Genomic DNA, 23,976 nt, shown 5'->3' with positions numbered 1-23,976 from the left:
GCATGTCGCATAACAGTTTCGGCCATTTGTTCCGCGTGACCACCTGGGGCGAGAGCCATGGGCCGGCGATCGGCTGCGTGGTCGACGGCGTGCCGCCGCGGATTGCGCTGTCCGAGGCGGATATCCAGCCGTTTCTCGACCGCCGCCGGCCCGGCCAGTCGCGCTTCACCACCCAGAGGCGCGAACCCGATACGATAAAAATCCTGTCCGGCGTGTTCGAGGGGATGACCACCGGCACGCCGATCGCGCTGACGATCGAGAATGTCGATCAGCGCTCGAAGGACTATGCCAATATCGCCGACCAGTTCCGCCCCGGCCACGCCGACATCGCCTATCTCTGGAAATACGGCATTCGCGATCCGCGCGGCGGCGGCCGCTCCTCGGCGCGGGAAACCGCGATGCGCGTCGCCGCCGGGGCGATCGCGCGGAAAATCCTCGGCGATGGCGTGACGATTCGCGGCGCCCTGGTGCAAATGGGGCCGCACCCGATCGATCGCGCCCGGTTCGACTGGGCCGAGGTCGAACGCAACGATTTCTTCTGCCCCGACCCGGTCGCGGCGGCGCATTGGGCCGATGAACTCGACAAGGTCAGGCGCGACGGATCGTCGCTCGGCGCGGTGGTGGAAATCGAAGCCGTTGGCGCGCCGCCGGGCCTCGGCGCGCCGGTCTATGCCAAGCTCGACGCCGATCTCGCCGGCGCAATGATGGGCATCAACGCGGTCAAGGGCGTCGAAATCGGCGACGGATTTGCCGCCGCCAGCCTGCGCGGCGAGCAGAACGCCGATGAAATGCGGATGAACCAGGACGGCACGGTGCGCTTCCTCGCCAATCACGCCGGCGGCGTTCTCGGCGGGATTTCGACCGGCCAGCCGATCGTCGTGCGCTTCGCGGTCAAGCCGACCAGTTCGATCCTCACCGAAGTCGCGAGCGTCGATGCGGTCGGCGCCGAGATCATGGTGCAGACCAAGGGGCGGCACGACCCCTGCGTCGGCATCCGCGCGGTGCCGGTCGGCGAGGCGATGATGGCCTGCGTGCTGGCCGATCATCTGCTTCGTCATCGCGCCCAATGCGGCGACCCCGCGCCGTCCGGGCGGCTGCCCGTCACGCCGAATTGCTCGCCGGAGCGCCCCGCGCCGTAGTATATACGGATCATGAATATGTCGGTGCCACAAGGCCCGGACGCCAGGACGATCCCGGCCTTTCTCTCCCTCGCGGGGGAGAAATGCTGGGCCGGGCGGATCGCGCTTCTGCACGCCAGGGTCGCCGGCAGCCCGCGCTACGGCAGGCTGCTCGCCCAGCGCCACGCCGCCGAGTTCGCACTGGAAAAAGCCCGGCGTGGCCTCGGTCTCTCCGCCGACGAGGCGCTGCTCGCCACCCGTGTCGCCAACCTCGCCGCGCTCGATGCCGGCCTCGTCGCTTCGGGCAAGGTGCGCTTTCGCGCCGCTTTGGCCACAGCGCTCGACGGCGATGCGACGATCATTCCGCTGCTGCATCTGCACCGTACCGCCATGCTGCACGAAGCGGCGGGATTTTCGGTGCGCTACGCCGGGTTCGAGGACGGCGCCCCGTTCGACCTGCTGATCGCCCGCGAGGGGGCGAGCGCGGAAATCGCCTGCGACACGTTCTCCGCCGAGGCGGGACGCTTCGTGCGCCGCGCCGCCTGGATGCGCCTGATCGACCGGATCGACCCCGATCTGCAGACCTGGCTCGCGGCGCATCCGGGCCGCTATCTGCTGAAAATGACCCTGCCCAACGGGTTGCGCGATAGCGGCGAGGATGGCGGCGCGGCCGCGCTCGCCGAGTTGCACCAGCGGATCAATGCGATGCTGTCGGCCTCGCGCCGCGCCGATTACGACGAGGCCGCGGTGCTGCGGCTCGACCCGTTGATGCTCACCGCCGCCCAGGCGGACGAGAACGGGCTGATGAGCGGCTTGCGCCAGGAATTCGGGCCGGAAGCGCAATTGGCGGTCACCGGCGGCGGCCGGGGCGTTCTCGTCCTCGCGGCACGCGCGGGCAGCGAGAACGAGGTCGCGACCGCGATGCGACGACGCCTCGCCGCCATCGCCCCGGCAAGGCTCACCGGAACCCGTCCCGGCATTCTCGCCATGTTCATCGAGGATACCGACCGGCTCGAATGGCGGCTGTTGCGCGAACACCTCACGCTCGAAGGCGAGGCGCGGCAGTTCCTGACCGACCCCGCGGCCCGTTCGGTCGTTGCGATCACCTGCGCGTCGCGGTTCGAGCTGTGCCGGGAAGCCGGCGCCGAAAGCGCTATGCGGTTCCGCAACCCCGCGCACCCCGCCGCCCGATCGGCCGCCTTGGCCCCTGCGGTGCTATCGACCGTCTGACCGCCAGCTACGTGCCCTGCCACACCACGATCGCGCCGTGGCGGGTTTCCGCCGGCAGACAGAGTGCCGTGATGGCGGGCGCAATATCGGCGGGTTGCGGCAGGCTTGTGGGGTCTTCGCCGGGATAGGCCGCGGCGCGCAGGGCGGTCGCCGCGCGCACCGGATCGAACAGATTGACCCGCAGCGCGGTTTTCTTCAGCTCGGCGGCCCAGGACAGCACGAGATTCTGCCGCGCCGCCATGCTTGCGCCGAAACTGCCCCAATAGGCGCGCGGCGATGCCGCGACCGCATGGGTCAGAACCACCGCCCGCCCGTTCGGTGCCGCGCGCAGCATCGGCTCGGTGGTGCGGATCAGCCGCCAGGTCGCGGTCGCGTTGATGCCGAAGGCCGGCTCCCACTGATCCTCCATGATGTGGCTCGCCGGGGTCAGCGCGCCCAGCGCGGAGGCCGCGTGAACCAGGATATCCAGCCGGCCGAACCGCTCGTACAGGCTGGGGCCGATCGCGTCGGTCACGTCCCCCTTGGTGAGGTCGGCGGGCAGCAGCGTGGCATCGCCACCCGCCGCGCGGATGATGTCGTCGGTCGCGGCGAGGCCGGCATCGTCGCGCGCCGCGATCACCACATGCGCGCCCAGCCGCGCGAGTTCGATCGCGGTCGCCGCCCCGAGACCGCGGCTCGCCCCGGTCACCAGGGCCACGCTGTCCTTCAGCGGCAGATCGGTCATCGGGGTTTGTTCCGGCCGATGAAGGCGCCGATGCCCTGCCGCGCCGAGGGTTCGGCCAGGTTGCACGCCATCGCCTCGCTCGCCGTCGCGTAAGCCGCTTCCACGCCCTGCTCGGTCTGGCGGTAGAACTGCGCCTTGCCGATCGCCAGCGCCGCGCACGGCTTGGCGAGAATATTCGTCACGAGATGCTCGACCGCATCGTCAAGTTCGCCGTCCGGCACCGCGCGGTTGATCAGGAACCGCCGCTCCGCCTCGCGCGCGCCGATCATCCCGCCGGTGAACAGCATCTCGAGCACCGCCTTGCGTGGCACGTTGCGCGCGAGTGCGACACTCGGCGTCGCGCAGAACAGGCCGAGATTGACGCCGGAGACCGCGAAGCGCGCGCTTTCCGCCGCGATCGCAAGGTCGCAGGTCGCGACCAGTTGGCAGCCGGCCGCCGTCGCGATGCCGTGGACCCGCGCGATCACCGGCACCGGCAGGTGCTGCAGCGACAGCATGACCCGGCTGCATTTGGCGAACAGCGCGCGCTGTGCCGCCGGATCGGGCAGCGCCATCATCTCGCGCAGGTCGTGCCCGGCGCAGAAGGCCCGCCCGGCGCCCTCGATAATCACCAGCCGCGCCGCTTCGTCCGCGCCGATCGCGCCGATCGTATCCTGCAGCGCATCGAGCAGCGCCTCCGACAGGGCGTTGAGCGCATCCGGCCGGTTGAGCGTGAGCCGCACCGCGCCGCGCGCATCGCGCGTAAGGAGCAGCGGCGGCGTTTCGGTCATCGCATCCATGGAGGGGATTATGCCGGATGACGCGCTGTAGCGCCATCCTCTCCTTCCGGTGCGATATGCAGTTCGACGCCGAGGCTCGCGATCAGGGCCGCGATCGGCGCCGGCGGCGGCAGATCGGTATAGAGTGCCGCGATCTGCGCGAGATTGCCCACCCGCATCAGCGCGGGCCGGCCAAATTTCGAATGGTCGGTGACCAGAAGCACCCGCCGCGCGTTGCGGATGATCGCTTGCGAACAGATCACCTCGTCCATGTCGTAATCGTACAGCCCGCCATCGGCGTCGATCCCGGAGATGCCGATAATGCCGAGATCGGCGCGGAACTGGTCAAGCATGTCGCGCGTCGCCTGTCCGGTGATGCCGCCGTCGCGGTTGCGCACCGTCCCGCCGGTCACCACGATGCGGAAATCGGGATTCTCGCTCATGATCCGCGCGACGTTCAAATTATTGGTGATGATCCTCAGATGCGTGTGATCGAGCAGGGCGCGCGCGACCTGCTCGGTAGTCGAGCCGATATTGATGAACAGCGAGGCGTGGTCCGGCACGTCGCACGCCGCCATGGCGGCGATCCGCTGCTTGGCGGCGAGATGCACCACCTTGCGGCGCTCGTACTCCATGTTCTCGATGCTGGACGGCAGGCCGGCGCCGCCGCGATACCGGCTGATCTTGCCTTCGGCGGCGAGCGCGTTGAGGTCGCGCCGGATGGTCTGCACCGTCACGTCGAAATGCTGCGCGAGCGAATCGATGGTCTGAAACCCGCGCGAACCGACCAGGGCGACGATCTCGGTGAGTCTTGTGGCATTGGCGGAACGATCGGACAGATGACTTCTCCCTTGCACGGCGCGCAGCGGTGACTCCGCCGCGAAATTTGCATGACAATGGCGCGCGTCCGACGCGGATGCAAACCCAAACCGGCACGAATTCGCTGAATTCATCATGCTGCATATGCGAAATAGAGCTTTTTCTGGTGATTTAATTTTCGCTTGCGAACATCACGGCTCCGTGTTAGATTGCCAGCAACGATAATCGGGGGAAATCGCCATGCGGCATTCTTATCATATTGCAAAATTTGAATATCTTTACGCGGCTTCGGGCAAACGATGCGGCGCGAGATTTTCCGAACCCGGCTTTATTCGCATTCGAACGAAACGCCGCGCACGAGTGCGCCGATCGATCTCCTGATCGTCGACGGTGCTGGGGGCGCCGGACTGAGATGCTTGGCGCAGCGTTATGGCAAAGGAAGGGGATGTTGCATGGCTTTCGATATCCTTGAGTCCGCGGAACTCCGGTCGTTTCATCGCAGGATCACGATTCTCTCGGCAGCCGGGGTATTCCTGGATGGCTTTGATCTCACCGTTATCGCGGTCGCGCTTCCATTTCTCATCAGACAATGGTCGATACCGCCAGATTTAATTGGCGTGGTCGCCGCCTCCGCGATCTTCGGGATGCTTGTTGGCTCGCTCATCTTCGGCCATCTGACCGACCGGCTCGGCCGCAAGGCCATGTATATGTTCGATCTGGTTTTCTTTGTCGTATTTGCCGCTTTGACGGCTCTATCGCAGAACATTTGGGAATTGCTGATCTTCCGCTTTCTGCTTGGCATCGGCATCGGGGCGGATTACCCGATCTCCACGACCCTCCTGGCCGAGTTCGTGCCGGCGAAAACCCGCGGCATGTTCGTGGCATTGCTGGGAGCGACATGGTTTTTCGGCGCGATGTGCGCCTATATCGCAGGCTACCTGCTGCTGCCATTAGGCCCAGATGCCTGGCGCTGGATGTTGGGCATTGGCGCGATCATTGCTCTCATTGTGATCTTTTTCCGCGCGACAATCCCAGAATCGCCGCGCTGGTTCGCGTCCCGTGGGCGCATTGACGAGGCGAACGCGGTTCTGCGCCATCTGGGTGCCGCCCAGGTTTCCGTGCCGAATATCTCGAGTCACGGCTGGATCGAGATGTTTTACAAGCCTGTGCTCCGCATGACGGTTTTCGTCTCGGGGTTCTGGTTCTGTTATGATGTGGCTTTTTATGGGATCGCCATTTATACGCCCACAATTCTAAAGGCGTTCAGCCTTGGATCGAGCGGTGCGGCCTATCTAGGTTCAGCCATCGTTTCACTGCTGGGTCTCGTTGGTGCAATGATCGGCGTTGCATTGGTCGATCGCTGGGGGCGCCGGCCGCTGATCATTTTCGCTTTTGCCGGCCTGACGCTCCTGGTCGTCGTGCTGGCCTTGGTACCTAAGCCGGTACTGGCAGTTTTAGTCGTGCTGTTCGGTTTGGCAACCCTGTTCGCTAATATGGGACCGGGCGTGTTGGATTTCGTCTATGCAACGGAAGTCTTCCCAACCGGGTTGCGCGCAAGCGCTGCGGGATTTGCCACTTCCGTCAGCCGGGTCGGGGCGATTCTCTCCATTCTGGTATTTCCAGGTCTGGTGCACTCCTGGGGACTGCAGAAAGCGCTGTGGCTGTTCGTTGCCGCGTCATTCGCGGGGCTCGTGATATGCCTGTTGTTAGCGCCGGAAACCAAGAGGCAAAATCTGGACGACCTTAGCGAAATCCAACAACCAGCTCGAGAATCTCTGATAAATCCTCATGCCTGAATCGATGTTGCCGCAGATTTTTCCGCAGATTCGTCTTTTTGGATGAGATAATGCTCATTGCTCAGTTGACCGACCTTCATGTCTGTTCCGCCGGACGCCCAGCCGCCAGGGTCGTGGAAACCAACATGCTGACCGAACGCGCATTGCGCGCGGTGGCGGGACTGCGCCCGGCACCCGATTTTGTAGTGATATCCGGGGATCTTACGGAGAACGGGTTGATTGATGAATACAAAAACCTCGCCGCATTGCTGGAACGCTATCTGACCATGCCGATATTCGTCGTGCCCGGCAATCACGACCGTCGTTCCAATTTACGCCAGATCCTGCCACATCTTCCCGGCGTAAGCAGCGATTCTCGATTCATCCAGTATGTCGTGGAAGAGTTTCCCGTTCGGCTGATCATGCTTGATACCGTTGTTCCAGGGCACGCCCATGGCGAACTGGGCCCGGAGCGTCTTGATTTTCTTGATCGATCTCTCACGGCCGCACCGCATCGCCCCAGCCTGGTCGTGATGCATCATCCGCCATTTCGCTGCGGAGTTGCCAGCATGGATTCGATCCATCTTCGTGACAGCGCCGCCTTTACCTCGGTCATCGCGCGTCATCAGCAGGTGGACCGGATTCTGTCCGGCCATCATCATCGCATGATCATCGGCAGGGTCGCACAGGCGATCGCCATGGTCGCACCCTCCATCGCCCATCAATGGATACTTGATTTCGATGCTGCAGCACCCGCGGCGCTGGTCATGGAGCCTCCCGCCTTCATGCTGCACCGCTGGGCGCGCGAAGAAGGCATGTCTTCGCATGCCGTCTATGTCGAATCCTATCCCGGCCCATTTCCTGGACTTACCGACCCTGAATATCCGGGACATGGAGGAGCAGTCTCATGAGCGCCGATCTCCTGATTGTCGGCGGCGGCATCAACGGCACCGGTATTGCGCGTGATGCCGCGGGGCGGGGCCTGTCCGTCCTTCTCGTTGAACAGGACGATCTCGCTTCACATACTTCCTCGGCAAGTACCAAGCTTATTCACGGCGGGCTGCGCTATCTCGAATATTACGAATTCCGCCTGGTGCGCGAGGCGCTGATGGAGCGCGAGCGGCTGCTCGGCATCGCGCCGCACATCATCTGGCCGCTCGAATTCGTGCTGCCCCATTCGGCGGATCAGCGCCCGGCCTGGATGATTCGCACCGGCCTGTTTCTCTACGATCATCTCGCGAAGCGCGAGCGCCTGGCCGCGTCGCGCGCCGTGGGCTTTCCGCCGCATTTGGCCGCCACAATCCTGCAACCCGCCTATCGGCGCGGCTTCACTTATTCCGATTGCTGGGTCGAGGACAGCCGACTCGTCGTGCTGAACGCGATGGATGCCGCCGAACGCGGTGCGGATATCCGCACCCGGACGCGACTGGTCTCGGCCCGCCCCGAAGGGACGTTCTGGCGCGCCGAGATCGAGGATCGCGCCACCTTCGCACGCGAAACCGTCATGGCGCGCGCGCTGGTCAACGCCGCCGGCCCCTGGGTGGGCGAGGTGCTTAGCGAAAAACTCGGCCGCAACACCCACAAGACCGTACGGATGGTCAAAGGCAGCCACATCATCGTCCGCAAGCGCTATGAGGGCGATTTCGCATTCATCCTGCAGAACCCGGACAAGCGCATCGTCTTCGCGGTGCCCTACGAGCACGATTTTACTCTCATCGGCACCACCGACATTCCCTATGAGGGCGATCCGTCTCAGGTCGTTATTTCCGCTGACGAGACGCGCTATCTGTGCGACAGCGTGTCGCGTTATTTTCGCGCGCCAGTCACCCCGGCGGATGTCGTGCGCAGCTATTCCGGCGTTCGCCCGCTCTATGACGATCACGCCAAGAACGCCTCGGCGGTGACGCGCGACTACGTGCTCGATGTCGAGGGCGGCGACGACAAACCCGCCCTCCTCTCGGTGTTCGGCGGCAAGATCACCACCTATCGCCGGCTGTCCGAGCACGCCTTGGAAAAACTGCTGCCGGCCATGGGGCGTGCGATCGGCACACCCTGGACGGCGGGATCGCCCTTGCCCGGCGGCGACATGGAGAATGCGGATTTCAGCACCTATCTGCATCAACTGACTTCGCGTTATTCTTTCCTGCCACCTCGCCTCGCCCATCGCCTCGCCCGCGCCTACGGCACCCGCGCCGAACGAATCCTTGGTGATGCAGCCAGCCTCGCCGATCTCGGCACCGATCTCGGCGGCGGCCTGACCGAAGCGGAAGTGAATTATCTCGTGGCCCACGAATGGGCGCGCGAAACCGACGATATTCTATGGCGGCGCTCGAAACTCGTGCTGCACGTGCCAGACGGCACCCAAGCGAGGCTCGCCGCCTATCTCGCGTCTCTGCGAACGGCCGGGCCGGTTGAAGGAGGTGGCCGCGCGCATTGCTGACCAGTCATCGGTTTTCAAATCAATATCGAGGGAGCACAAAATGTCACGTTATGTCGGTGCCATCGACCAGGGCACCACCAGTTCACGCTTCATTGTGTTCGACAAACACGGCAACATCGTGTCGGTCGCACAGAAGGAACATAAGCAAATCTATCCCAAACCCGGCTGGGTCGAACACGATCCGCTGGAAATTCTCGCCAATACCAGCGAGGTGATCGGCGCCGCCCTCGCGCGCGCCAATCTGACCGCGAGCGATCTTGCCGCCGTCGGCATCACCAACCAGCGTGAAACCACCGTGCTGTGGGACAAAGCGACCGGCAAACCGCTGTGCAACGCGCTGGTCTGGATGGATACCCGCACCGACCAGCTGGTGCAGCGGTTTACCAAGGATGGCGGGCAGGACAGGTTCCGCGCCAAGACCGGCCTGCCGCTGGCGACCTATTTCTCCGGGCTGAAGCTGCTGTGGATTCTGGAAAACGTCGAGGGTGCGCGCAAAAAGGCCGAAGCGGGCGAAGCGCTGTTCGGCACGATCGATGCGTGGCTCACCTGGAACCTCACCGGCGGCGCTAACGGTGGCAAGCATGTCACCGACGTTACCAACGCCAGCCGCACTATGCTGATCGACCTCGCCACCTGCGACTGGGACGACGGAATGCTGAAACATTTCAATATCCCACGCGCCTGTCTGCCGAAAATCGTCGCGTCCTCGGCGGTATATGGCGAAATGGAAACCGCACCGCTGCGCGGCACCAAGCTCGCCGGCATGTTGGGCGACCAGCAGGCGGCGTTAGTGGGCCAGACCTGTTTTGCTCCGGGCGAGGCTAAAAATACCTATGGCACAGGGTCTTTTCTCCTGATGAACACCGGCACCGATCCGGTGCAGTCGAAAGCCGGGCTGCTCACCACCCTCGCCTATCAATTCGGCGACGAGAAACCGCGTTACGCGCTGGAAGGCGCGATCGCGATCACCGGCGCGCTGGTGCAGTGGCTGCGCGACAACCTGAAACTCTTCGATGTCGCGCCGCAGATCGAGCCGCTGGCGCGCAGCGTCGAGGATAATGGCGATGTCTATATCGTGCCCGCCTTCTCCGGCCTTTATGCGCCGTATTGGAAGGACGATGCGCGCGGCGTGATCGCCGGGCTGACGCGCTATGCCACCCGCGCCCATCTCGCCCGCGCCGCGCTCGAATCCACCGCCTATCAGGTACGCGACGTGGTCGAGGCGATGGAGGCCGACAGCGGCATCAAGCTTGCCGCGCTGAAAACCGATGGCGGCATGGTCGCCAACGAACTGCTCATGCAGTTCCAGGCGGATATTCTGGCAGCACCCGTGGTACGACCGAAAATGACCGAAACCACCGCGCTCGGGGCGGCCTACGCGGCGGGTCTCGCGGTCGGCTACTGGCAAAATGTCGAGGACCTGCGCGCGAACTGGGGCGTCGACAAGACCTGGGAGCCGAAAATGGCCGAGGATGTCCGCGCCCGTCACTACAAATCCTGGAAGAAGGCCGTGCAGCGGTCCTTCGCCTGGGTCGAATGAACAAGATCATCTGGAGGAGATCAGAATGTCTAACGTAACGGAATACGCGGCGGAGGTGGGACCTTCCGGCGTACCCAAGCCGAAACTCGGCGTCAAACAGGGCTGGCGCGCCCAGTCGCTCTGGGCGGAACTGCTCGCGGAATTTCTCGGCTGCCTGGTGCTGATCGCTTTCGGCGACGGCGTCGTTGCGGTCGCGGTCGCCGGGCTTACCGAATCCGGCCGCACCCTGGTGATCTTCCAGGGCGCCGGCGGCTGGCTGCTGATTACCTGGGGCTGGGCGATGGCGGTGACGATGGGCGTCTATGTCGCCGGCGGCGTCACCGGCGCGCATATCAACCCCGCCGTCAGCCTCGCTTTCGCGGTGAAGGGCGATTTTCCATGGCGCAAGGTGGTACCCTACTGGATCGCGCAGATCGCCGGCTGCTTCTCCGGCGCCGCCATCGTGTTTCTCGACTATTTCAGGGCGATGAACGCGTGGAACGTCGCGCATCACGTCGCGGACCGGACGGCTGCCGGCGGGCTGACGACCTTCAGCATCTTCGCGACCTTCCCGGCCGCCTATCTCGGCGGCCACATGGAGCTCGCCCTCATCGACCAGATCATCGGCACGTTCTTCCTCCTGCTGTTCGTGCTTGCGATCGTCGACAACGTCAATCTAGCGCCGCAATCGAACATGGGACCATTCATCATCGGTCTCGCGGTCGCGGCGATCGGCATGTCCTTCGGCGTGGATGCTGGCTATGCGATCAACCCGGCGCGCGATTTCGGGCCGCGCCTGTTCGCCTGGGTCGCCGGATGGGGCCCGAACGCGTTTCCCGGACCGCACGGCTATTGGTGGGTACCGATCGTCGGGCCGCTGATCGGCGGCGTTCTCGCGGTGTTCGTCTATAAATGGTTCATCGGCCTGACCCTGACCGAACGGGCCGAACTCCTGAAAGAGCAGCAGCCGAAGCCGCCGGCGCAGGGAATCGGCTACAGCCTGGAAAAACTCCAGGCCGCCCTTGACGAGGTGAAGCAGCAGCACAGCCCGACCGCTTGAAAAAACCAGCAAGGCCGGCGACCATCGCCGGCCTTGCTACCTTTGGGAGGGACTCATGAAAAAACTCATCAACGCGCCCGAACACGTCGTCGCCGAGGCGCTGGAGGGCATGGCGTTTGCCCATGCCGATCTGATCCGGGTGAATCGCGACCCGGATTTCATCGCCCGCGCCGATGCACCGGTGCGCGGCAAAGTGGCACTCGTCTCCGGCGGTGGCTCCGGCCATGAACCGATGCATGGCGGTTTCGTCGGGCGCGGCATGCTCGACGCCGCCTGTCCGGGTGCGGTGTTCACCAGCCCGACGCCCGACCAGATGCTGGAAGCCACCAAGGCGGTCGATGGCGGTGTCGGGGTTCTGCACATCGTCAAGAACTACACCGGCGACGTGCTGAATTTCGAAATGGCCGCCGATCTCGCCAGGGAGGAGGGCATCGACGTGCATGCCGTCGTCATCGACGACGATGTCGCGGTCAAGGATTCACTCTACACCGCCGGTCGGCGCGGCGTCGGCGCGACCGTACTCGCGGAAAAAATCTGCGGCGGGATGGCCGAAGCGGGCGCGCCAGTCGATCATGTCGTCGATCTCTGCCGCGCGGTGAATGGTGCGGCGCGCTCCATGGGTCTGGCACTGACGCCCTGCACCGTGCCCCATGCCGGCAAGCCGAGCTTCGATCTCGCCGAAGGCGAAATGGAATTCGGCATCGGCATCCATGGCGAGCCGGGACGCAGGCGGATGAAGCTCGAACCCGCCGACCGCATCGCGGAGATGCTGATGGAACCGATCCTGGAGGATCTGCCGTTCAGGCGCGGCGATGACATACTGTTATTCGTCAACGGCATGGGCGGAACCCCGCTGATCGAACTCTATGTCGTCTATCGCGCCGCCGAGGCGATCGCAGCGAAGCACGGGCTCGCCGTCTCGTGCCGCCTGGTCGGCTCCTACATGACCAGCCTCGACATGGCGGGGGTTTCGATCACCGCGCTCCGGCTCGACGACACCATGCGCAAGGGGTGGGATGCGCCGGTCATCACCCCAGCTTTGCGTTGGGGCGGCTGATGGCGCACGACGCAACCGCGCTCGCCCTCTGGCTGCGCCACGCGAACGCCATGTTCGCAAACGAACAGGCGGCGCTGAACGCGCTCGATGCGGCGATCGGCGATGGCGATCACGGCGCCAATCTCGCGCGCGGTTTCGCCAAGGTGGTGACGAAGCTCGACGAAGCGACGCAAGCGACCCCCGCCGCGCTGTTCAAGCTCGCCGGCATGACGCTGATCGGCACGGTGGGCGGCGCCTCCGGCCCGCTCTACGGGACGTTCTTCCTGGAAGCGGCGAAGGCGGCGGGCGATGCCGCGACCCTCGACGATGCCGCCCTCGCCGCCTGCCTGCGCGCCGGCCTCGCCGGGGTGCGGGCGCGCGGCAAGGCCGAGCCGGGCGACAAGACCATGGTGGATGCGCTGATCCCCGCCATCGCCGTGCTGGACGGCGGTGGATCGCTCGCCAAGGCCGCCGAGGCCGCGCGCGACGGCGCCGAAGCGACCAAGCCGATCGTCGCGCGCAAGGGACGGGCGAGCTATCTTGGCGAGCGCGCCATCGGCCATGTCGATCCGGGGGCGACCTCGTCGGCCATGCTGCTCGCCTGCCTAGCCGAGGCGTCTTGAACCCCGATGTCAGCTAAAGTCGCGCTGGTTCTCGTTTCGCATAGCCGGGTGCTGGCCGAAGCGGTCGCGACACTGATCCGGCCGATGACCGGGCCTGACCTGAAGATCGCCTGCGCCGCCGGCGCGGGCGATGATGGTGCCGAACTCGGCACCGACGCCACCGCGATCCTGGCGGCGATCGAAGACCTGGACAGCCCGGCCGGCACGCTCGTGCTGATGGATATCGGCAGCGCGCTGCTGAGCGCCGAAACCGCGCTCGATCTGCTGGATGCGGTGATCCGTTCGCGGGTTTCGCTCTGCGCCGCACCATTCGTCGAAGGCGCGATCGCCGCCGGGGTTGCCGCTGCCGGCGGGGCGCAGCTCGATACCGTGCGGGCGGAAGCCGAAGCGGCACTGGAGTCGAAGCGCGCGCAACTCGGTCTCGATTCGGCGCAAACAACGCCGCAGCCCGCTAACAACGTCGATTCAGTGACGCGCGAGGTGCGCATCGCCGACCCCGCCGGGCTGCACCTGCGCCCCGCCGCCGCAATCGCGCGGCTCGCCCAGGCGCAGGCAGCAAATGTCACGCTCGCCCCGGCGGACGGATCGCGCGTCCCGGCGCCGGCGACCAGCCTGACGGCCCTGCTCGGTCTCGGCGCGCGGGGCAACGCAACGCTGCGCCTCTCCGCGAGCGGCGCGGGTGCCGAAGCGGCCCTCGATGTGATCGAAGCGGTGCTGACCGCGCCAACACAAGAGCCCGAACCGCCGGAGCCGGTTGCGGCAACCGGCCCGCGCCCGGCATCGCCCGGCATCGCGATCGGTCCGATGCGCACTCTACGCACCACCATGCCGCCTATCGCGCGCAGCCTCGCCAAGGATCGCGACGCGGCCAAACGCGCTCTCGATGCGGCGCTCGGCACGGCGAAGCGTCAGGGCGGCGCCGGCCATGCAATTCTGGACGCCCAACGCGCGCTGCTCGACGATCCAGCCCTCCGCGCCCATGCCATCGCCCTGACCGACCGGGACGGTCTCGACGCCGCACCCGCCTGGGCGGAGGCGATCGAGGCCGCAGCCTCAACAATCGCCGCGCTCGACAATCCCATCCTGCGCGCCCGCGCGGCCGATCTGCGCGATGCCGGCGCCCTGGTGCTGCGCGCGCTCGGCGTGACCCACGCCGCCGCGCTGCCTGACGGGCCGCCCGCGATCCTGATCGCCGACGATCTGCTCCCCTCCCTCGCCGTCACTCTCGATCGCGACCGCGTGCCCGGCGTGATCGACCGTGCCGGTGGAACTGCGTCGCACGCCGCCATTCTGCTCCGTGCCGCCGGAATTCCCTATCTGGTCGGCGCCGGGGCAACCGAGCTGAAGGAGAGCGCGATCGTGGCATTCGATGGCGCAACCGGTGAATTCTGGCTCGATCCTGACGCAGCGACGTTGGCGATGCTGCGCGCGCGGGAAGCGCAGGCGGCGCGGGATGAAGCCGCGTCGCGATCGAACCCGGTGCGCCTCGCCGACGGCAGCGACATCACCCTCTGGGCCAATGTCGCGAGCCGCGCCGAAGCCGAGGCGGCCGATCGGGCGAATGCCGCCGGCATCGGACTGCTGCGCACCGAATTCCTGTTCCTCGACCGGGTCTTGCCACCCTCGGAGGACGAACAATGCGCGATGCTGCGCGCGATCATGGCGCCGATGCGCGGCCGGCCGATCGTGCTGCGCACGCTCGATGCCGGGGCGGACAAACCTATGCCGTTCCTGCCACTCGCACCGGAGCAGAACCCCGCGCTCGGTGTGCGCGGTCTGCGCGCGCTGCTGGACAACGATGCGATTTTCGAAACCCAGCTCCGCGCCATGCTGCGGGCGGGTGTGGATCACGATGCGCGCATCATGCTGCCGATGGTCACCAATCCAAGCGAGGTGACCGCGGCGCGCGCCATCCTGAATCACGCCCACGAGGCGCTCGCCGGAGCGAAAACCGATCACGCCTGGCCGGTTCGCCTCGGCATCATGATCGAAGTGCCGGCGGCGGCGCTCGTCATCGCGGATTTCGCCGACATCATCGATTTCGTCTCGATCGGCACCAACGATCTCACCCAATACACGCTCGCCGCCGACCGCAACGTCCCGGCCCTCGCCGGGCTGGGCGGCACGGCGCATCCTTCGGTGCTCGCCTTGTGCCGCAAGGTCGCCGCCGAGGCGCGCGTGCCGGTATCGGTCTGCGGCGAGGCGGCGGGCGATCCCGAGATCGCACCGCTGCTCGCCTCCTGCGGTATCCGGAATCTGTCGATGGCGCCGCGATCCTTCGCCGCGATCCGAAAGATATTCGACTAGGACCGGGCTGGACCGATTACTTCTTGCCGCGCGCCGCCTGGGCCGCCGGCTTGGTGCCGAGCCCGATCTTCTTGGCGAGGTTGGAGCGCTGCTTCGCATAGTTGGGCGCGACCATCGGGTAGTCAGACGCCAACTGCCAGCGCTCGCGATATTGCTCCGGCGTCAGATTATAGGCCGACTTCAAATGCCGGCGCAGCATTTTCAGCTTTTTGCCGTCTTCCAGGCAAATGATATAGTCGGCGAACACCGACTTCTTCGGGTTGACCGCAGGCTCCGGCAGCGGCGGGGGCGCCGGCTTCTGCGTTTCGCTTCCGCTCAGGCTGCGATAGACCTCGCGGATCAAGTTCGGCAGCATTTCGGGAGTCACTGAGTTGTGCGACACATGAGCCGAGATGATCTCCGCGGTCAGTTGCAGGAGATGTTCATTGGTCTGGGAATCCGACATGACTAGTCCTTCAGAAATCTTCTTGCGCACCATGTGGCGCCACGCTCAATAGAATGATTCTTGGGGCAAACGCAAGAAATGACCGACAAAAATTCCATCGATCAACGAAATCGGCCGAACGATGACTACCGAACCAGTGAGGTTGATTGGAAAAACCCTAATGAATAACACGAATATCGTTGAATTTCCGCCGCATGACCGGGCGATCGACATTACTGGTGAAACCTGCCCGATGACTTTCGTGCGCACCCGGCTCGCGCTCGATTCGCTGCCGCCGGGCGCGGTTCTGCTGGTCCGGCTCAAGGGCGCGGACCCACGCGCCAATGTGCCGCGCGCCACCGCCGATCAGGGCCACGATCTACTCGACATGTTCGACCTGCCGGACGGCAGCGCCGTCCTGGTCATTCGCAAGGCTTCCGCCTGAGCAGCAGAGCATCCTGACCGGCGCCGTAATAATCCCGCCGCCGCCCGGCCTCGGCAAACCCCGCGCGCGCATAGAGCGCACGCGCAGCCGCGTTATCCGCCGCGACTTCGAGAAACACCGCCGAAGCGCCGCGCCGCCCGGCCTCATGCAGTGCCGCACCGAGCAATTGCCAACCAAGGCCGCGCCGCCGCACCGCCGGAATGACGCCGATGGTCAGGATTTCCGCTTCGTCCGCCACCGTGCGCGCGATCACGCAGCCGCCCGCCTCGTCGATGAATCCGAACACGCCTGGGCTCGCGAACAGGGTCGCGATGCTCGCTTCGGACCAGGCCTCCGGGCCGAAAGCCGCTGCGTGAAGCAGGCCAATGGCCTGAGCGTGCGGCGCCGCAGCCGGGATCATTGCGGCGGTGGCCGCAGACCCGCTTCGGGTAGCTTCGCTTCCGGCGGATCGACATAGAGCGGCGCCGCCGGGCGTGGCGCATCCCCGCCTGCCACAAGGTGCCGCAGCGCCGAAGCGATCGCAGCACCCGAGCAGAATCGCGCATCGGTCAGCATCACGTCATGGCCGCGCGCGGCGAGCATCGCGGCGGTCTCGCCGGCCCGATCGCCGGCAAGGGCGACCGGCCCGTCGGGGACAGGAATATCGGCATCGTCGAACGCCGCGGCGCGCCCGTCCCGCACCAGGAACAGCCGGCCGCGCCGTGCCGCGATCGCGATCCAGAGCGGACGATGCAGGGTGGGAAACGCGGCGCCGAACGCCTCGCTCATCGAAATGCCGTGAACCGGAACGCCGGCGGCAACGCCAAGCCCTTGCGCCAGCGCGATCGCGGCGCGCAACCCGGTGAAGCTGCCCGGCCCCACCGTCACCGCAATCGCATCGAGCGCCGAGGCCGCGATCCCGGCTTCAGCGAGGCAGTCGTCGACCCAGACCGCGAGCGTATCGGCGAGTCCGGTCTTCAGCACTCCGGCGCGCAGCGCGCGCACGTGATCGCCCTCCATCAAGGTCACGCTGGCGCGGCGCTGTGCCGCGTCGATCGCCAGGATGCGTCCGGGCGGCTTTTCGCTCACGCCAGTACGCAGGCCTCGTCGAAATCGAGGCGCGGTGAGCGGGGAAACAGATTGGCATCGGTGCCATGGCCGAGATTGACCAGGAAATTGGACTTCCAGCCCTGTTCGGCGAGAAAGGACTGATCGACCTTCGCCTTGTCGAATCCGGACATCGGCCCGCAATCGAGCCCGAGGCCGCGCGCGGCGATGATCAGATAGGCGCCCTGCAACGTGCCATTGCGGAACGCGGTTTCGTCGGCGAGATCAGGATTGCCGGCAAACCACGCCCGCGCATCGGCATGGGGAAACAATTTCGGCAGGTGTTCATAGAAAATCGGATCATAGGCGACGATCACGGTGACCGGTGCCGCCATCGTCTTGTCGACATTGCCGGGATTCAACGCGGGTTTCAGCTTCTCCTTCGCCTCGCGGGTGCGGATGAAGACGAAGCGCGCCGGCGAGCAATTGGCCGAGGTCGGGCCGAATTTCAGGATATCGTACAGAGCGTGCAGCGTCTCGTCGGCAACCGGCGTGTCGGTCCAGCCGTTCCGGGTGCGAGCAGTGCGGAACAGCACATCGAGCGCGCCATCGTCGAGCGTCATGCGAAATCTCCGAAAAAATTAACTGGAAATGATCAGGCGGCGACCTGCTCGACCGCCTTCACCTCGGGTACGTAGTGCTTCAGCAGGTTCTCGATGCCCATTTTCAGGGTCGCGGTCGAGGATGGGCAGCCCGAGCAGGCACCCTGCATGTGCAGCCGCACCACGCCGTCGCGATAGCCGCGGAAAATGATGTCGCCGCCATCGCCCGCCACCGCCGGACGCACCCGCGCATCGAGCAGATCCTTGATCTGCTCGGCGATCTCGCGATCCGCCGGATCGACATCCTCCGCCGCCGCAACCGCCTCGCTCGCCATGACCGGGCGGCCGGAGAGGAAATGCTCCATGATCGCGCCGAGCACCTGCGGCTTCAGCGCCGGCCAGAGGATGCCGTCATCTTTGGTCACCGAGACGAAATCGGTGCCGAGAAACACCCGCGTCACCCCGGCAAGCTCGAACAGGGCGCTCGCGAGCGGGCTGATCGACGCCGCTTCGGCATCGCTGAAATCGGCCGATCCCTCGGCGAGGACGGTCCGGCCGGGCAGGAATTTGAGTGTCGCCGGATTGGGGGTGACGTCGGTTTCGATGAACATGGCAGGGCTCCCGTTTCATACCGGACCAATGCGGTCCTCTCGCTACAACATCGGCGCCGGCAACGCAAAGGGCAAGGGGACTCGGCGTGGGTCAGTTTGAATTTCGGTGCCCCAGTCCAAAGTGGGGCGCTCGTATGAACCGCGCCGGGTTTGCCAGAGGCAATCTGAGTCAGGCCACCATAGCCAGCTCTTCCACCAGCGTCGGTTCTAGCGCTGCGAAAGCAGATTGGATCATGCCAAGGTTTGCTCTTGTGCAGCCCGGAATACGCTCGCGGAGTGGCCGGCGTGATGAAGAACGCCCTGGATTGGCTGGTCAGCAGCCTGGAATTCCCCGGAAAGCCCGTTGCTGTCATCAACGCGTCACAGCGGGCTACCTGTGCCGATGCCCATCTTAAGCTGACATTAGCAACAATGTCGGCGCGACTGGTTGAAGCCGCTTCGATTACGCTTCCCTTGCTTGGCCGGAACCTTGATGCGGATGGTATCGTGTCCGATGACGCATTATCGGCGCAACTTCGCACGGCCCCCGATTGTCTTGCGTGCACAATTGCGGAGAATGGCTAAGCAGGTTTTCCGTCATCGCTTTAATTCAAACCGAGACACAAGCACGGATTCCTGAACCGGGGATTCCCTGGCACGGCAAGTTACGCAAACTGCTTGCATAATGAGGCCGCAATCGCTATCTCCCGGCCCATGGCCCGACCCTCCCGCACCCAGGCAGCCCTCCTCGCCGTGATGAACCGGCCGGACCGCCATGCCTGGACCCTGGACGAACTCGGCGCCGGACTCGCGGCGGAGGGCGTAACTGCCGATTTTTCCACCCTGTTCCGCGCGGTGGAGCGGCTGGTCGCCGAAGGGCGGCTGCGCAAGGTGCGGCTCGAGGATGCTCCGGCGCGCTACGAGCATAGCGGGGCGCATCACGACCATCTGCACTGCACGGAATGCAACGCGCTGGTGCCGGTGCCCTGCCTGGCCCGGCAGATCGACGTCGCCGCCCTGGAGCGCGCGACCGGCTTTTCAATCGCCACCCACGACATCGTGCTCGACGGCATCTGCCCATCCTGCCGCGCGCAGCCGACCATTTTCGAAAGTGCATCATGATCGATTTGTGGAACCCGGCCCATGTGTCGCTCGGGATCGACCTGCTCACCGCGCTTCTGCTCGGCATGGTCCACGGCGTGACGCCGGACGAGCACACCTGGCCGATCACCTTTTCCTATGCGGTCGGCTCCTATTCGACTTGGCGCGGGTTGCGGGCGGGGCTGATCTTCTCGCTCGCCTTCACCCTCCAGCGCGCGATCGCCAGCGAACTCGCCTATCTCGGCCTGTCGCGCCTGCTCACCTTCGCCGCAGTGGATTTCTACGTCTATGTCGTGGTCGGCGCGGTGATGGTCTGGGCCGGGCTGGCAATCGCACAAGGCCGCATGGCGCCGCATCTGCATCTTCGCCCCTCCCCACCCCGCGCCGATCCCTTCGCCGATCCGCGCCCCTGGATGCCGGCCCTGCACGGGTTCATCGCCGGCTGGGGTTTCGGCGCCTTCGCGACCATTCTCTACACCGTGCTCGCACCCGCCATGCCGTCCGCCGCCTGGGGCTGGACGCCGGGTGCGGCGTTCGGCCTCGGCACCACCCTGGTGCAGATTTTCGCCGGCGCCGCCTTCGGCTATTGGGCGGCGCGGCGCGGCCTGCCCGCCGAGGCGATCCGCCGGGTCGGGTTGCTGACCGCCGCGCGCACCCTGCTCTGGGGCGGCGGCGCCTTCGTTCTGGCCGGGCTGTTCGGCATCGGTTTTCCGCGCCTGGCCGATTTGAGTTTCGACAGCGGGATCAAGGTGCATAACCTGCACAGTATCGGGCTGCCGTTCCTTCTGGTCGTCGGCGTGGTGATCGGCGTCGGCTTCACCTCGCTGCTCCGCGAAACCGCGACCTTGCGGCGCGCCGTGCCGCGCGGGTGAACCGCATATCAGCGGCGCGTTAAACTTCGGTAGGCCATGTTTCGGACATCAACGCGCCAGCATCCGGTCATCGGCCGGCGCGTAAAGCGATGCGGACCAATTTTATTCGGAGATCGATCATGTCGCTGTCCCGCACTCTTCACAAACCCGTGCTCGCCGCCGCCCTGCTTGCCTCCGGCCTCGGCCTCGGCGCCGTCGGCCTGCACCGGGCCAGCGCCGAGACGGCGCCCGCCACCGCGACCGGCGCCGCACCAATGACGCCGATGCAGAAGGCGATCATCGCCCATGTCAATGCCCGGCTCGCTTCGCTGAAAAAGGATATCGGCATCACCAAGGCCGAGGAACCCGCCTGGCACGGCTTCACCCAGGTCTCGCGCGGCAATGCCACCGGCATGGCCGCGCTCTATGCCGCGCGGGCCAAGGGGCTGGCGACGATGAACGCGGTGCAGAACATGGAATCCTATTCCGCGATCGCGGCGAAGCAGGCAGACGACATGAACGCGCTCTCGGCCGCGTTCCAGACCCTCTATGCCAAGCTCACGCCCGCGCAACGGAAGAAGGTGGATGCGCGCTTCCGCGCCGAGGCCCGCGCGATGCAAGCGCGGCATATGCACGCCATGACGAAATCGCACAAAAAGCCGCAAAACTGAGGTTTCAGCCCGCTTCGACGAATACCATCCGCCGGCGCGGCTCGCGCAGCGGCATCACGCCGGCGACATCCTTCGCCGCCTCGGCAAGAATGACGCCGGCGGCCTGCGGCATCGCCCGCCGCCCGGCGCGTTCGGCGAGCGACGCGGTCTTCAGGATCGTCCCGCCACCCAGCGGCGGCATGAACAAGGCGACATCGCGCCGCTCGACCCGGAACAGCGCGCCGGCAAGCAGCCGGCCGAGTTGGGACGCGCTGTAAGGCTGGCCATGGCCGAACGGTGTGCGCTCCAGATAGGCCCAGGCCGAGGTGCGGTTCGGCACCACCACGATCAGCCGCCCGTCCGGCTTCAGCACCCGCCACGCCTCGCGCAGCATGCGCCGCGCACTCTCGGCCTGTTCGAGCCCGTGGATCATCAGCAGGCGATCGATGCTGACATCCGCGAGCGGCAGAGATTCTTCCTCGGCGGTCACGCTGAGGTTGGGCCGGTGCGCCGGCCAGCGCGCCGCACCCATCTGCGCCGGGGTGACCGCGATGCAGCGCGCCGCCTGCCCGCGCCAGAGTCGCAGATAGGGCGCCGGATAACCGATGCCGAGCACCGCCATGCCGGTCAGATCGGGCCAGAGGCCGAATAGTCGGGCGCGAATCAGCCGCGCCGCGATCACGCCGCGTCGCGTGGCGTAGAAATCGGCCATTGCGGTCGCATCTATAGCCATGCCACCCTTATAACACGCCAAAGGATCGAATATGACCATCGCGCATTCCGGCTTCACCGTCATCCGCGTGCCCATGCTCGCCGACAATTACGCCTGGCTGGTGAGCCGACAGGGCGTTGCCGCCTTCATCGACCCCGCCGATGCCGGTGCCGCGATCGATGCCGTGGAGCGCAGCGGCGGCAGGCTCGATTTCGTGCTCCTGACCCATCACCATGACGATCACATCGCCGGCGCCGCTTCCCTCGCTGCCCGGTTCGGCGCAAAGCTCATCGGCAACGCGGCGGATGCGGCGCGGCTGCCGAAGCTGGGCATCGCGCTGAACGACGGCGACACCCTCGATTTCGGCGGTGCGACCCTTCGCATGATCGCGACCTCGGGCCACACGATCGGCCACGTGACCTATCTGTTCGGCGACGCCATCGCCGCCTGCGGCGATACGCTGTTCAGCCTCGGCTGCGGGCGCATGTTCGAGGGCACGCCCGCGATGTTCCAGTCCAGCCTGCAGCGGATCGCAACCCTGGACCCCGGCATCATGCTGCTCTGCGGCCATGAATACACGCTGGCCAACGCGCGCTTCGCCCGCTCGGTCGATCCCGACAACGAAGTGCTCGCCGCCCGCGCCACCGAGGTCGAAAGGCTGCGCCGCGAAAACCAGCCGACCCTGCCGGTGCTCCTCGCTGACGAGCTGCTCGCCAACCCGTTCCTGCGCGCCCAGACCGCCGAGGAATTCGCCCGGCTGCGCGCGGCGAAAGACAATTTCAGATAGCCCAACATCACGAGGACGCCATGACGACGACGCCACGCGCGCCCAAACCCGCCCCCCACCGCTTCGCCGCGGACTGGGCCGGACGCCACTGCCTGGATTCCCAGGCCGGACCGTATAACGCGGGCAGCGGCTTCGAGCCCTTGCCGCCGCCCACAGGCAAGCAGCCGTTCCGGCTCGATCTCGCGAAAATCATCCCCGATGCGGTTGCCGCGATGAAAAAATCCGGCGGCATGTGCCTGCATGTCGTGGGCGATACCGGCGGCGTGCTCGATCCGCGCCCGCAGGAACTGGTCGCCGCCGGTCTGGTCGCCGATTCCGCGATCGCCGGGCCTTACGGAAAACCCGCTTTCTTCTATCATCTCGGCGACGTGGTCTATTTCGACGGCCAGGCCGACCGCTACTATCCGCAATTCTACCTGCCCTACGACTATTATCCGAACCCGATCATCGCGATTCCCGGCAATCACGACGGCGACCGCTACGATAACGGGCGGTTGGTGGAAACCGTACCCTCGCTCGCCGCCTTCGTGCGGAATTTCTGCGCGGCCGGGCCGGGCATTCACACGCCGGAAGCGATGGACGCGCCGCGCACCGCGATGATCCAGCCGAACGTGTATTTCACCCTTAAAACCCCGTTCGCGACCTTCATCGGCCTCTACACCAACGTTCCCGAAGGTGGCGAGGTCAAACCGGATCAGCGCGACTGGTTCGCCGGCGAACTCAGGGCCGCTCCGGCGGACAAGCCGGTCATCGTGGCGATGCACCACCCGATCCACTCGCTCGACGCCTATCACTCCGGCAGCAGAACCATGGCCGCGGTGCTCGCCGAGGCCGAAGCCGCATCGGGCCGGCAGGCGCATATGGTTCTCGCCGGCCATGTGCACAACTACCAGCGTTTCACCGTGACCGATGCTGCACGCGGAGCAAGGCCCTTCATCGTCGCGGGGTTCGGTGGCTATCACAATCTGCACCGGATGATGCGCATCGGAGGCCAGGACATCGTGCCGCCCTTCACCGCGCCGAACGATCCCAATGTGGTGCTGGAAAACTTCGTCGACGACCGCTTCGGCTTTCTCCGTCTCGACATCGACACCGAGACGATCAGCATAAACACCTACACCGTACCGCGCCCGCAGGAACCCTACCGCAACCCCCCGCGCCTGCGCGACACCGTGACGCTCGACTGGAAAAACCGGCGGCTGATCGCGTAAGCGAGAAAGTCCAGAAGCGCTGCCTACGAAAGCCTAGACCGAAGTTTTCATTGGTCTGAACGAGAATCCCCTGGATTTATTGGCGGATTTTTTGATCTGCTTTTGACGTCTACTGGACACGCATGGGTTCGATCTCGAGGAGGTTGAACTCGAGGAGGTTGAAGGCCG

The 23,976-nt window shown here is 65.5% G+C and carries 25 protein-coding genes and 1 pseudogene; 17 read left to right on the top strand and 9 right to left on the bottom strand.

The features are described from left to right. Positions 1–2 precede the first annotated feature (2 nt). The gene (aroC, locus tag AiwAL_RS08035) at positions 3–1,139 is read left to right on the top strand and encodes a chorismate synthase (protein ID WP_235705140.1); all 1,137 of its coding nucleotides are present in this window, start codon (positions 3–5) and stop codon (positions 1,137–1,139) included. Positions 1,140–1,157: 18 nt separating this feature from the next. After that, on the top strand, positions 1,158–2,348 hold the full coding sequence (locus tag AiwAL_RS08030; RefSeq protein ID WP_235705141.1) for a hypothetical protein: 1,191 nt from the start codon (positions 1,158–1,160) through the stop codon (positions 2,346–2,348). A 7-nt stretch (positions 2,349–2,355) separates the two neighbouring features. Here AiwAL_RS08030 and AiwAL_RS08025 read toward each other — a convergent pair whose 3' ends face one another. From AiwAL_RS08025 to AiwAL_RS08015, 3 genes are read right to left on the bottom strand one after another with little or no spacing between them, the layout of a single operon-like run. Further along, positions 2,356–3,072 (bottom strand): SDR family NAD(P)-dependent oxidoreductase, encoded by a 717-nt coding sequence (locus tag AiwAL_RS08025; RefSeq protein ID WP_235705142.1) that lies wholly within the window; start codon positions 3,070–3,072, stop codon positions 2,356–2,358. Further along, a complete protein-coding gene (locus AiwAL_RS08020; RefSeq protein WP_262312479.1) occupies positions 3,069–3,842 on the bottom strand; it encodes an enoyl-CoA hydratase in 774 nt (257 codons plus the stop codon). Before AiwAL_RS08020 ends, AiwAL_RS08025 begins: the two co-directional genes overlap by 4 nt. Positions 3,843–3,859: 17 nt before the next feature. After that, entirely contained in the window at positions 3,860–4,687 is an 828-nt protein-coding gene (locus AiwAL_RS08015; protein ID WP_407932559.1) for a DeoR/GlpR family DNA-binding transcription regulator, read from the bottom strand. Positions 4,688–5,101: 414 nt separating this feature from the next. Between AiwAL_RS08015 and AiwAL_RS08010 the strand changes: the two genes are divergently transcribed. From AiwAL_RS08010 to ptsP, 8 genes are read left to right on the top strand one after another with little or no spacing between them, the layout of a single operon-like run. After that, a complete protein-coding gene (locus tag AiwAL_RS08010) occupies positions 5,102–6,445 on the top strand; it encodes an MFS transporter (RefSeq protein ID WP_262312478.1) in 1,344 nt (447 codons plus the stop codon). 50 nt (positions 6,446–6,495) lie between these two features. Further along, a complete protein-coding gene (locus AiwAL_RS08005; RefSeq protein ID WP_262312477.1) occupies positions 6,496–7,335 on the top strand; it encodes a phosphodiesterase in 840 nt (279 codons plus the stop codon). Beyond that, positions 7,332–8,864: a glycerol-3-phosphate dehydrogenase gene (glpD, locus tag AiwAL_RS08000; RefSeq protein ID WP_262312476.1), complete on the top strand. Its 1,533-nt coding sequence runs from the start codon at positions 7,332–7,334 to the stop codon at positions 8,862–8,864. Before AiwAL_RS08005 ends, glpD begins: the two co-directional genes overlap by 4 nt. 40 nt (positions 8,865–8,904) lie before the next feature. Beyond that, on the top strand, positions 8,905–10,404 hold the full coding sequence (glpK, locus tag AiwAL_RS07995; RefSeq protein WP_235705147.1) for a glycerol kinase GlpK: 1,500 nt from the start codon (positions 8,905–8,907) through the stop codon (positions 10,402–10,404). Positions 10,405–10,429: 25 nt separating this feature from the next. After that, positions 10,430–11,443 (top strand): MIP/aquaporin family protein, encoded by a 1,014-nt coding sequence (locus AiwAL_RS07990; protein WP_262312475.1) that lies wholly within the window; start codon positions 10,430–10,432, stop codon positions 11,441–11,443. Between the two features lie 55 nt (positions 11,444–11,498). Beyond that, positions 11,499–12,500, top strand: a complete 1,002-nt coding sequence (dhaK, locus tag AiwAL_RS07985) for a dihydroxyacetone kinase subunit DhaK (RefSeq protein ID WP_262312474.1) — start codon at positions 11,499–11,501, stop codon at positions 12,498–12,500. Then, the gene (gene dhaL, locus AiwAL_RS07980) at positions 12,500–13,102 is read left to right on the top strand and encodes a dihydroxyacetone kinase subunit DhaL (protein WP_262312473.1); all 603 of its coding nucleotides are present in this window, start codon (positions 12,500–12,502) and stop codon (positions 13,100–13,102) included. The genes dhaK and dhaL overlap by 1 nt, the downstream gene beginning before the upstream one ends. 6 nt (positions 13,103–13,108) lie before the next feature. After that, positions 13,109–15,409 (top strand): phosphoenolpyruvate--protein phosphotransferase, encoded by a 2,301-nt coding sequence (gene ptsP, locus AiwAL_RS07975; RefSeq protein WP_262312472.1) that lies wholly within the window; start codon positions 13,109–13,111, stop codon positions 15,407–15,409. A gap of 16 nt (positions 15,410–15,425) precedes the next feature. Here the strand turns inward: ptsP and AiwAL_RS07970 are convergent, their stop codons facing one another. Further along, complete coding sequence (locus tag AiwAL_RS07970; protein ID WP_235705173.1) at positions 15,426–15,854, bottom strand: MucR family transcriptional regulator; 429 nt, start codon at positions 15,852–15,854, stop codon at positions 15,426–15,428. A 160-nt stretch (positions 15,855–16,014) separates the two neighbouring features. On the opposite strand from AiwAL_RS07970, the gene AiwAL_RS07965 reads away from it, so the two are divergent. Continuing rightward, positions 16,015–16,278 carry a sulfurtransferase TusA family protein gene (locus AiwAL_RS07965; RefSeq protein ID WP_235705154.1) on the top strand — a complete coding sequence of 88 codons (264 nt, stop codon included), beginning with the start codon at positions 16,015–16,017 and terminating at the stop codon, positions 16,276–16,278. Here the strand turns inward: AiwAL_RS07965 and AiwAL_RS07960 are convergent. From AiwAL_RS07960 to AiwAL_RS07945, 4 genes are read right to left on the bottom strand one after another with little or no spacing between them, the layout of a single operon-like run. Beyond that, a complete protein-coding gene (locus tag AiwAL_RS07960) occupies positions 16,256–16,678 on the bottom strand; it encodes a GNAT family N-acetyltransferase (protein ID WP_262312471.1) in 423 nt (140 codons plus the stop codon). The two genes, AiwAL_RS07965 and AiwAL_RS07960, sit on opposite strands and share 23 nt — an antisense overlap. After that, positions 16,675–17,346, bottom strand: a complete 672-nt coding sequence (gene tsaB, locus AiwAL_RS07955) for a tRNA (adenosine(37)-N6)-threonylcarbamoyltransferase complex dimerization subunit type 1 TsaB (RefSeq protein ID WP_235705156.1) — start codon at positions 17,344–17,346, stop codon at positions 16,675–16,677. Before tsaB ends, AiwAL_RS07960 begins: the two co-directional genes overlap by 4 nt. Further along, complete coding sequence (locus AiwAL_RS07950; protein WP_235705158.1) at positions 17,343–17,927, bottom strand: malonic semialdehyde reductase; 585 nt, start codon at positions 17,925–17,927, stop codon at positions 17,343–17,345. Before AiwAL_RS07950 ends, tsaB begins: the two co-directional genes overlap by 4 nt. Positions 17,928–17,959: 32 nt before the next feature. Continuing rightward, a complete protein-coding gene (locus tag AiwAL_RS07945) occupies positions 17,960–18,517 on the bottom strand; it encodes a NifU family protein (protein ID WP_235705160.1) in 558 nt (185 codons plus the stop codon). A gap of 207 nt (positions 18,518–18,724) precedes the next feature. Between AiwAL_RS07945 and AiwAL_RS07940 the strand changes: the two are divergent. From AiwAL_RS07940 to AiwAL_RS07925, 4 genes and pseudogenes are all read left to right on the top strand, one after another. Then, positions 18,725–19,081, top strand: a pseudogene (locus AiwAL_RS07940) (NADPH-dependent FMN reductase); the annotation flags it as partial. Positions 19,082–19,210: 129 nt separating this feature from the next. After that, positions 19,211–19,618, top strand: coding sequence for a Fur family transcriptional regulator (locus tag AiwAL_RS07935; protein ID WP_235705164.1), 408 nt, complete (start codon positions 19,211–19,213; stop codon positions 19,616–19,618). Continuing rightward, the gene (locus AiwAL_RS07930; RefSeq protein WP_235705165.1) at positions 19,615–20,469 is read left to right on the top strand and encodes a sulfite exporter TauE/SafE family protein; all 855 of its coding nucleotides are present in this window, start codon (positions 19,615–19,617) and stop codon (positions 20,467–20,469) included. Before AiwAL_RS07935 ends, AiwAL_RS07930 begins: the two co-directional genes overlap by 4 nt. A 119-nt stretch (positions 20,470–20,588) precedes the next feature. After that, positions 20,589–21,119 carry a Spy/CpxP family protein refolding chaperone gene (locus AiwAL_RS07925; RefSeq protein ID WP_235705166.1) on the top strand — a complete coding sequence of 177 codons (531 nt, stop codon included), beginning with the start codon at positions 20,589–20,591 and terminating at the stop codon, positions 21,117–21,119. Between the two features lie 4 nt (positions 21,120–21,123). Here AiwAL_RS07925 and AiwAL_RS07920 read toward each other — a convergent pair whose 3' ends face one another. Further along, on the bottom strand, positions 21,124–21,831 hold the full coding sequence (locus AiwAL_RS07920; protein WP_235705167.1) for a class I SAM-dependent methyltransferase: 708 nt from the start codon (positions 21,829–21,831) through the stop codon (positions 21,124–21,126). A gap of 31 nt (positions 21,832–21,862) precedes the next feature. Here AiwAL_RS07920 and gloB point away from each other — a divergent pair, with 31 nt between their 5' ends. Together gloB and AiwAL_RS07910 are read left to right on the top strand one after the other, a co-directional pair. Further along, on the top strand, positions 21,863–22,597 hold the full coding sequence (gene gloB, locus AiwAL_RS07915) for a hydroxyacylglutathione hydrolase (protein ID WP_235705168.1): 735 nt from the start codon (positions 21,863–21,865) through the stop codon (positions 22,595–22,597). 20 nt (positions 22,598–22,617) lie between these two features. Next, on the top strand, positions 22,618–23,808 hold the full coding sequence (locus tag AiwAL_RS07910) for a metallophosphoesterase (protein ID WP_235705169.1): 1,191 nt from the start codon (positions 22,618–22,620) through the stop codon (positions 23,806–23,808). Positions 23,809–23,976: the final 168 nt, after the last annotated feature.

Origin of the sequence: Acidiphilium sp. AL (assembly GCF_025499445.1) — a bacterium.
Taxonomy (GTDB): Bacteria; Pseudomonadota; Alphaproteobacteria; order Acetobacterales; family Acetobacteraceae; genus Acidiphilium; species Acidiphilium iwatense.
This window is presented reverse-complemented; position numbering and strand designations above follow the sequence as displayed.

Bases quoted from the DNA above. Each gene is read 5' to 3' on its own strand.
- aroC (WP_235705140.1), top strand. From the start codon at position 3: ATGTCGCATAACAGTTTCGGCCATTTGTTCCGCGTGACCACCTGGGGC.
- AiwAL_RS08030 (WP_235705141.1), top strand. From the start codon at position 1,158: ATGTCGGTGCCACAAGGCCCGGACGCCAGGACGATCCCGGCCTTTCTC.
- AiwAL_RS08025 (WP_235705142.1), bottom strand. From the start codon at position 3,072: ATGACCGATCTGCCGCTGAAGGACAGCGTGGCCCTGGTGACCGGGGCG.
- AiwAL_RS08020 (WP_262312479.1), bottom strand. From the start codon at position 3,842: ATGACCGAAACGCCGCCGCTGCTCCTTACGCGCGATGCGCGCGGCGCG.
- AiwAL_RS08010 (WP_262312478.1), top strand. From the start codon at position 5,102: ATGGCTTTCGATATCCTTGAGTCCGCGGAACTCCGGTCGTTTCATCGC.
- AiwAL_RS08005 (WP_262312477.1), top strand. From the start codon at position 6,496: ATGCTCATTGCTCAGTTGACCGACCTTCATGTCTGTTCCGCCGGACGC.
- glpD (WP_262312476.1), top strand. From the start codon at position 7,332: ATGAGCGCCGATCTCCTGATTGTCGGCGGCGGCATCAACGGCACCGGT.
- glpK (WP_235705147.1), top strand. From the start codon at position 8,905: ATGTCACGTTATGTCGGTGCCATCGACCAGGGCACCACCAGTTCACGC.
- AiwAL_RS07990 (WP_262312475.1), top strand. From the start codon at position 10,430: ATGTCTAACGTAACGGAATACGCGGCGGAGGTGGGACCTTCCGGCGTA.
- dhaK (WP_262312474.1), top strand. From the start codon at position 11,499: ATGAAAAAACTCATCAACGCGCCCGAACACGTCGTCGCCGAGGCGCTG.
- dhaL (WP_262312473.1), top strand. From the start codon at position 12,500: ATGGCGCACGACGCAACCGCGCTCGCCCTCTGGCTGCGCCACGCGAAC.
- ptsP (WP_262312472.1), top strand. From the start codon at position 13,109: ATGTCAGCTAAAGTCGCGCTGGTTCTCGTTTCGCATAGCCGGGTGCTG.
- AiwAL_RS07970 (WP_235705173.1), bottom strand. From the start codon at position 15,854: ATGTCGGATTCCCAGACCAATGAACATCTCCTGCAACTGACCGCGGAG.
- AiwAL_RS07965 (WP_235705154.1), top strand. From the start codon at position 16,015: ATGAATAACACGAATATCGTTGAATTTCCGCCGCATGACCGGGCGATC.
- AiwAL_RS07960 (WP_262312471.1), bottom strand. From the start codon at position 16,678: ATGATCCCGGCTGCGGCGCCGCACGCTCAGGCCATTGGCCTGCTTCAC.
- AiwAL_RS07950 (WP_235705158.1), bottom strand. From the start codon at position 17,927: ATGACGCTCGACGATGGCGCGCTCGATGTGCTGTTCCGCACTGCTCGC.
- AiwAL_RS07945 (WP_235705160.1), bottom strand. From the start codon at position 18,517: ATGTTCATCGAAACCGACGTCACCCCCAATCCGGCGACACTCAAATTC.
- AiwAL_RS07935 (WP_235705164.1), top strand. From the start codon at position 19,211: ATGGCCCGACCCTCCCGCACCCAGGCAGCCCTCCTCGCCGTGATGAAC.
- AiwAL_RS07930 (WP_235705165.1), top strand. From the start codon at position 19,615: ATGATCGATTTGTGGAACCCGGCCCATGTGTCGCTCGGGATCGACCTG.
- AiwAL_RS07925 (WP_235705166.1), top strand. From the start codon at position 20,589: ATGTCGCTGTCCCGCACTCTTCACAAACCCGTGCTCGCCGCCGCCCTG.
- AiwAL_RS07920 (WP_235705167.1), bottom strand. From the start codon at position 21,831: ATGGCTATAGATGCGACCGCAATGGCCGATTTCTACGCCACGCGACGC.
- gloB (WP_235705168.1), top strand. From the start codon at position 21,863: ATGACCATCGCGCATTCCGGCTTCACCGTCATCCGCGTGCCCATGCTC.
- AiwAL_RS07910 (WP_235705169.1), top strand. From the start codon at position 22,618: ATGACGACGACGCCACGCGCGCCCAAACCCGCCCCCCACCGCTTCGCC.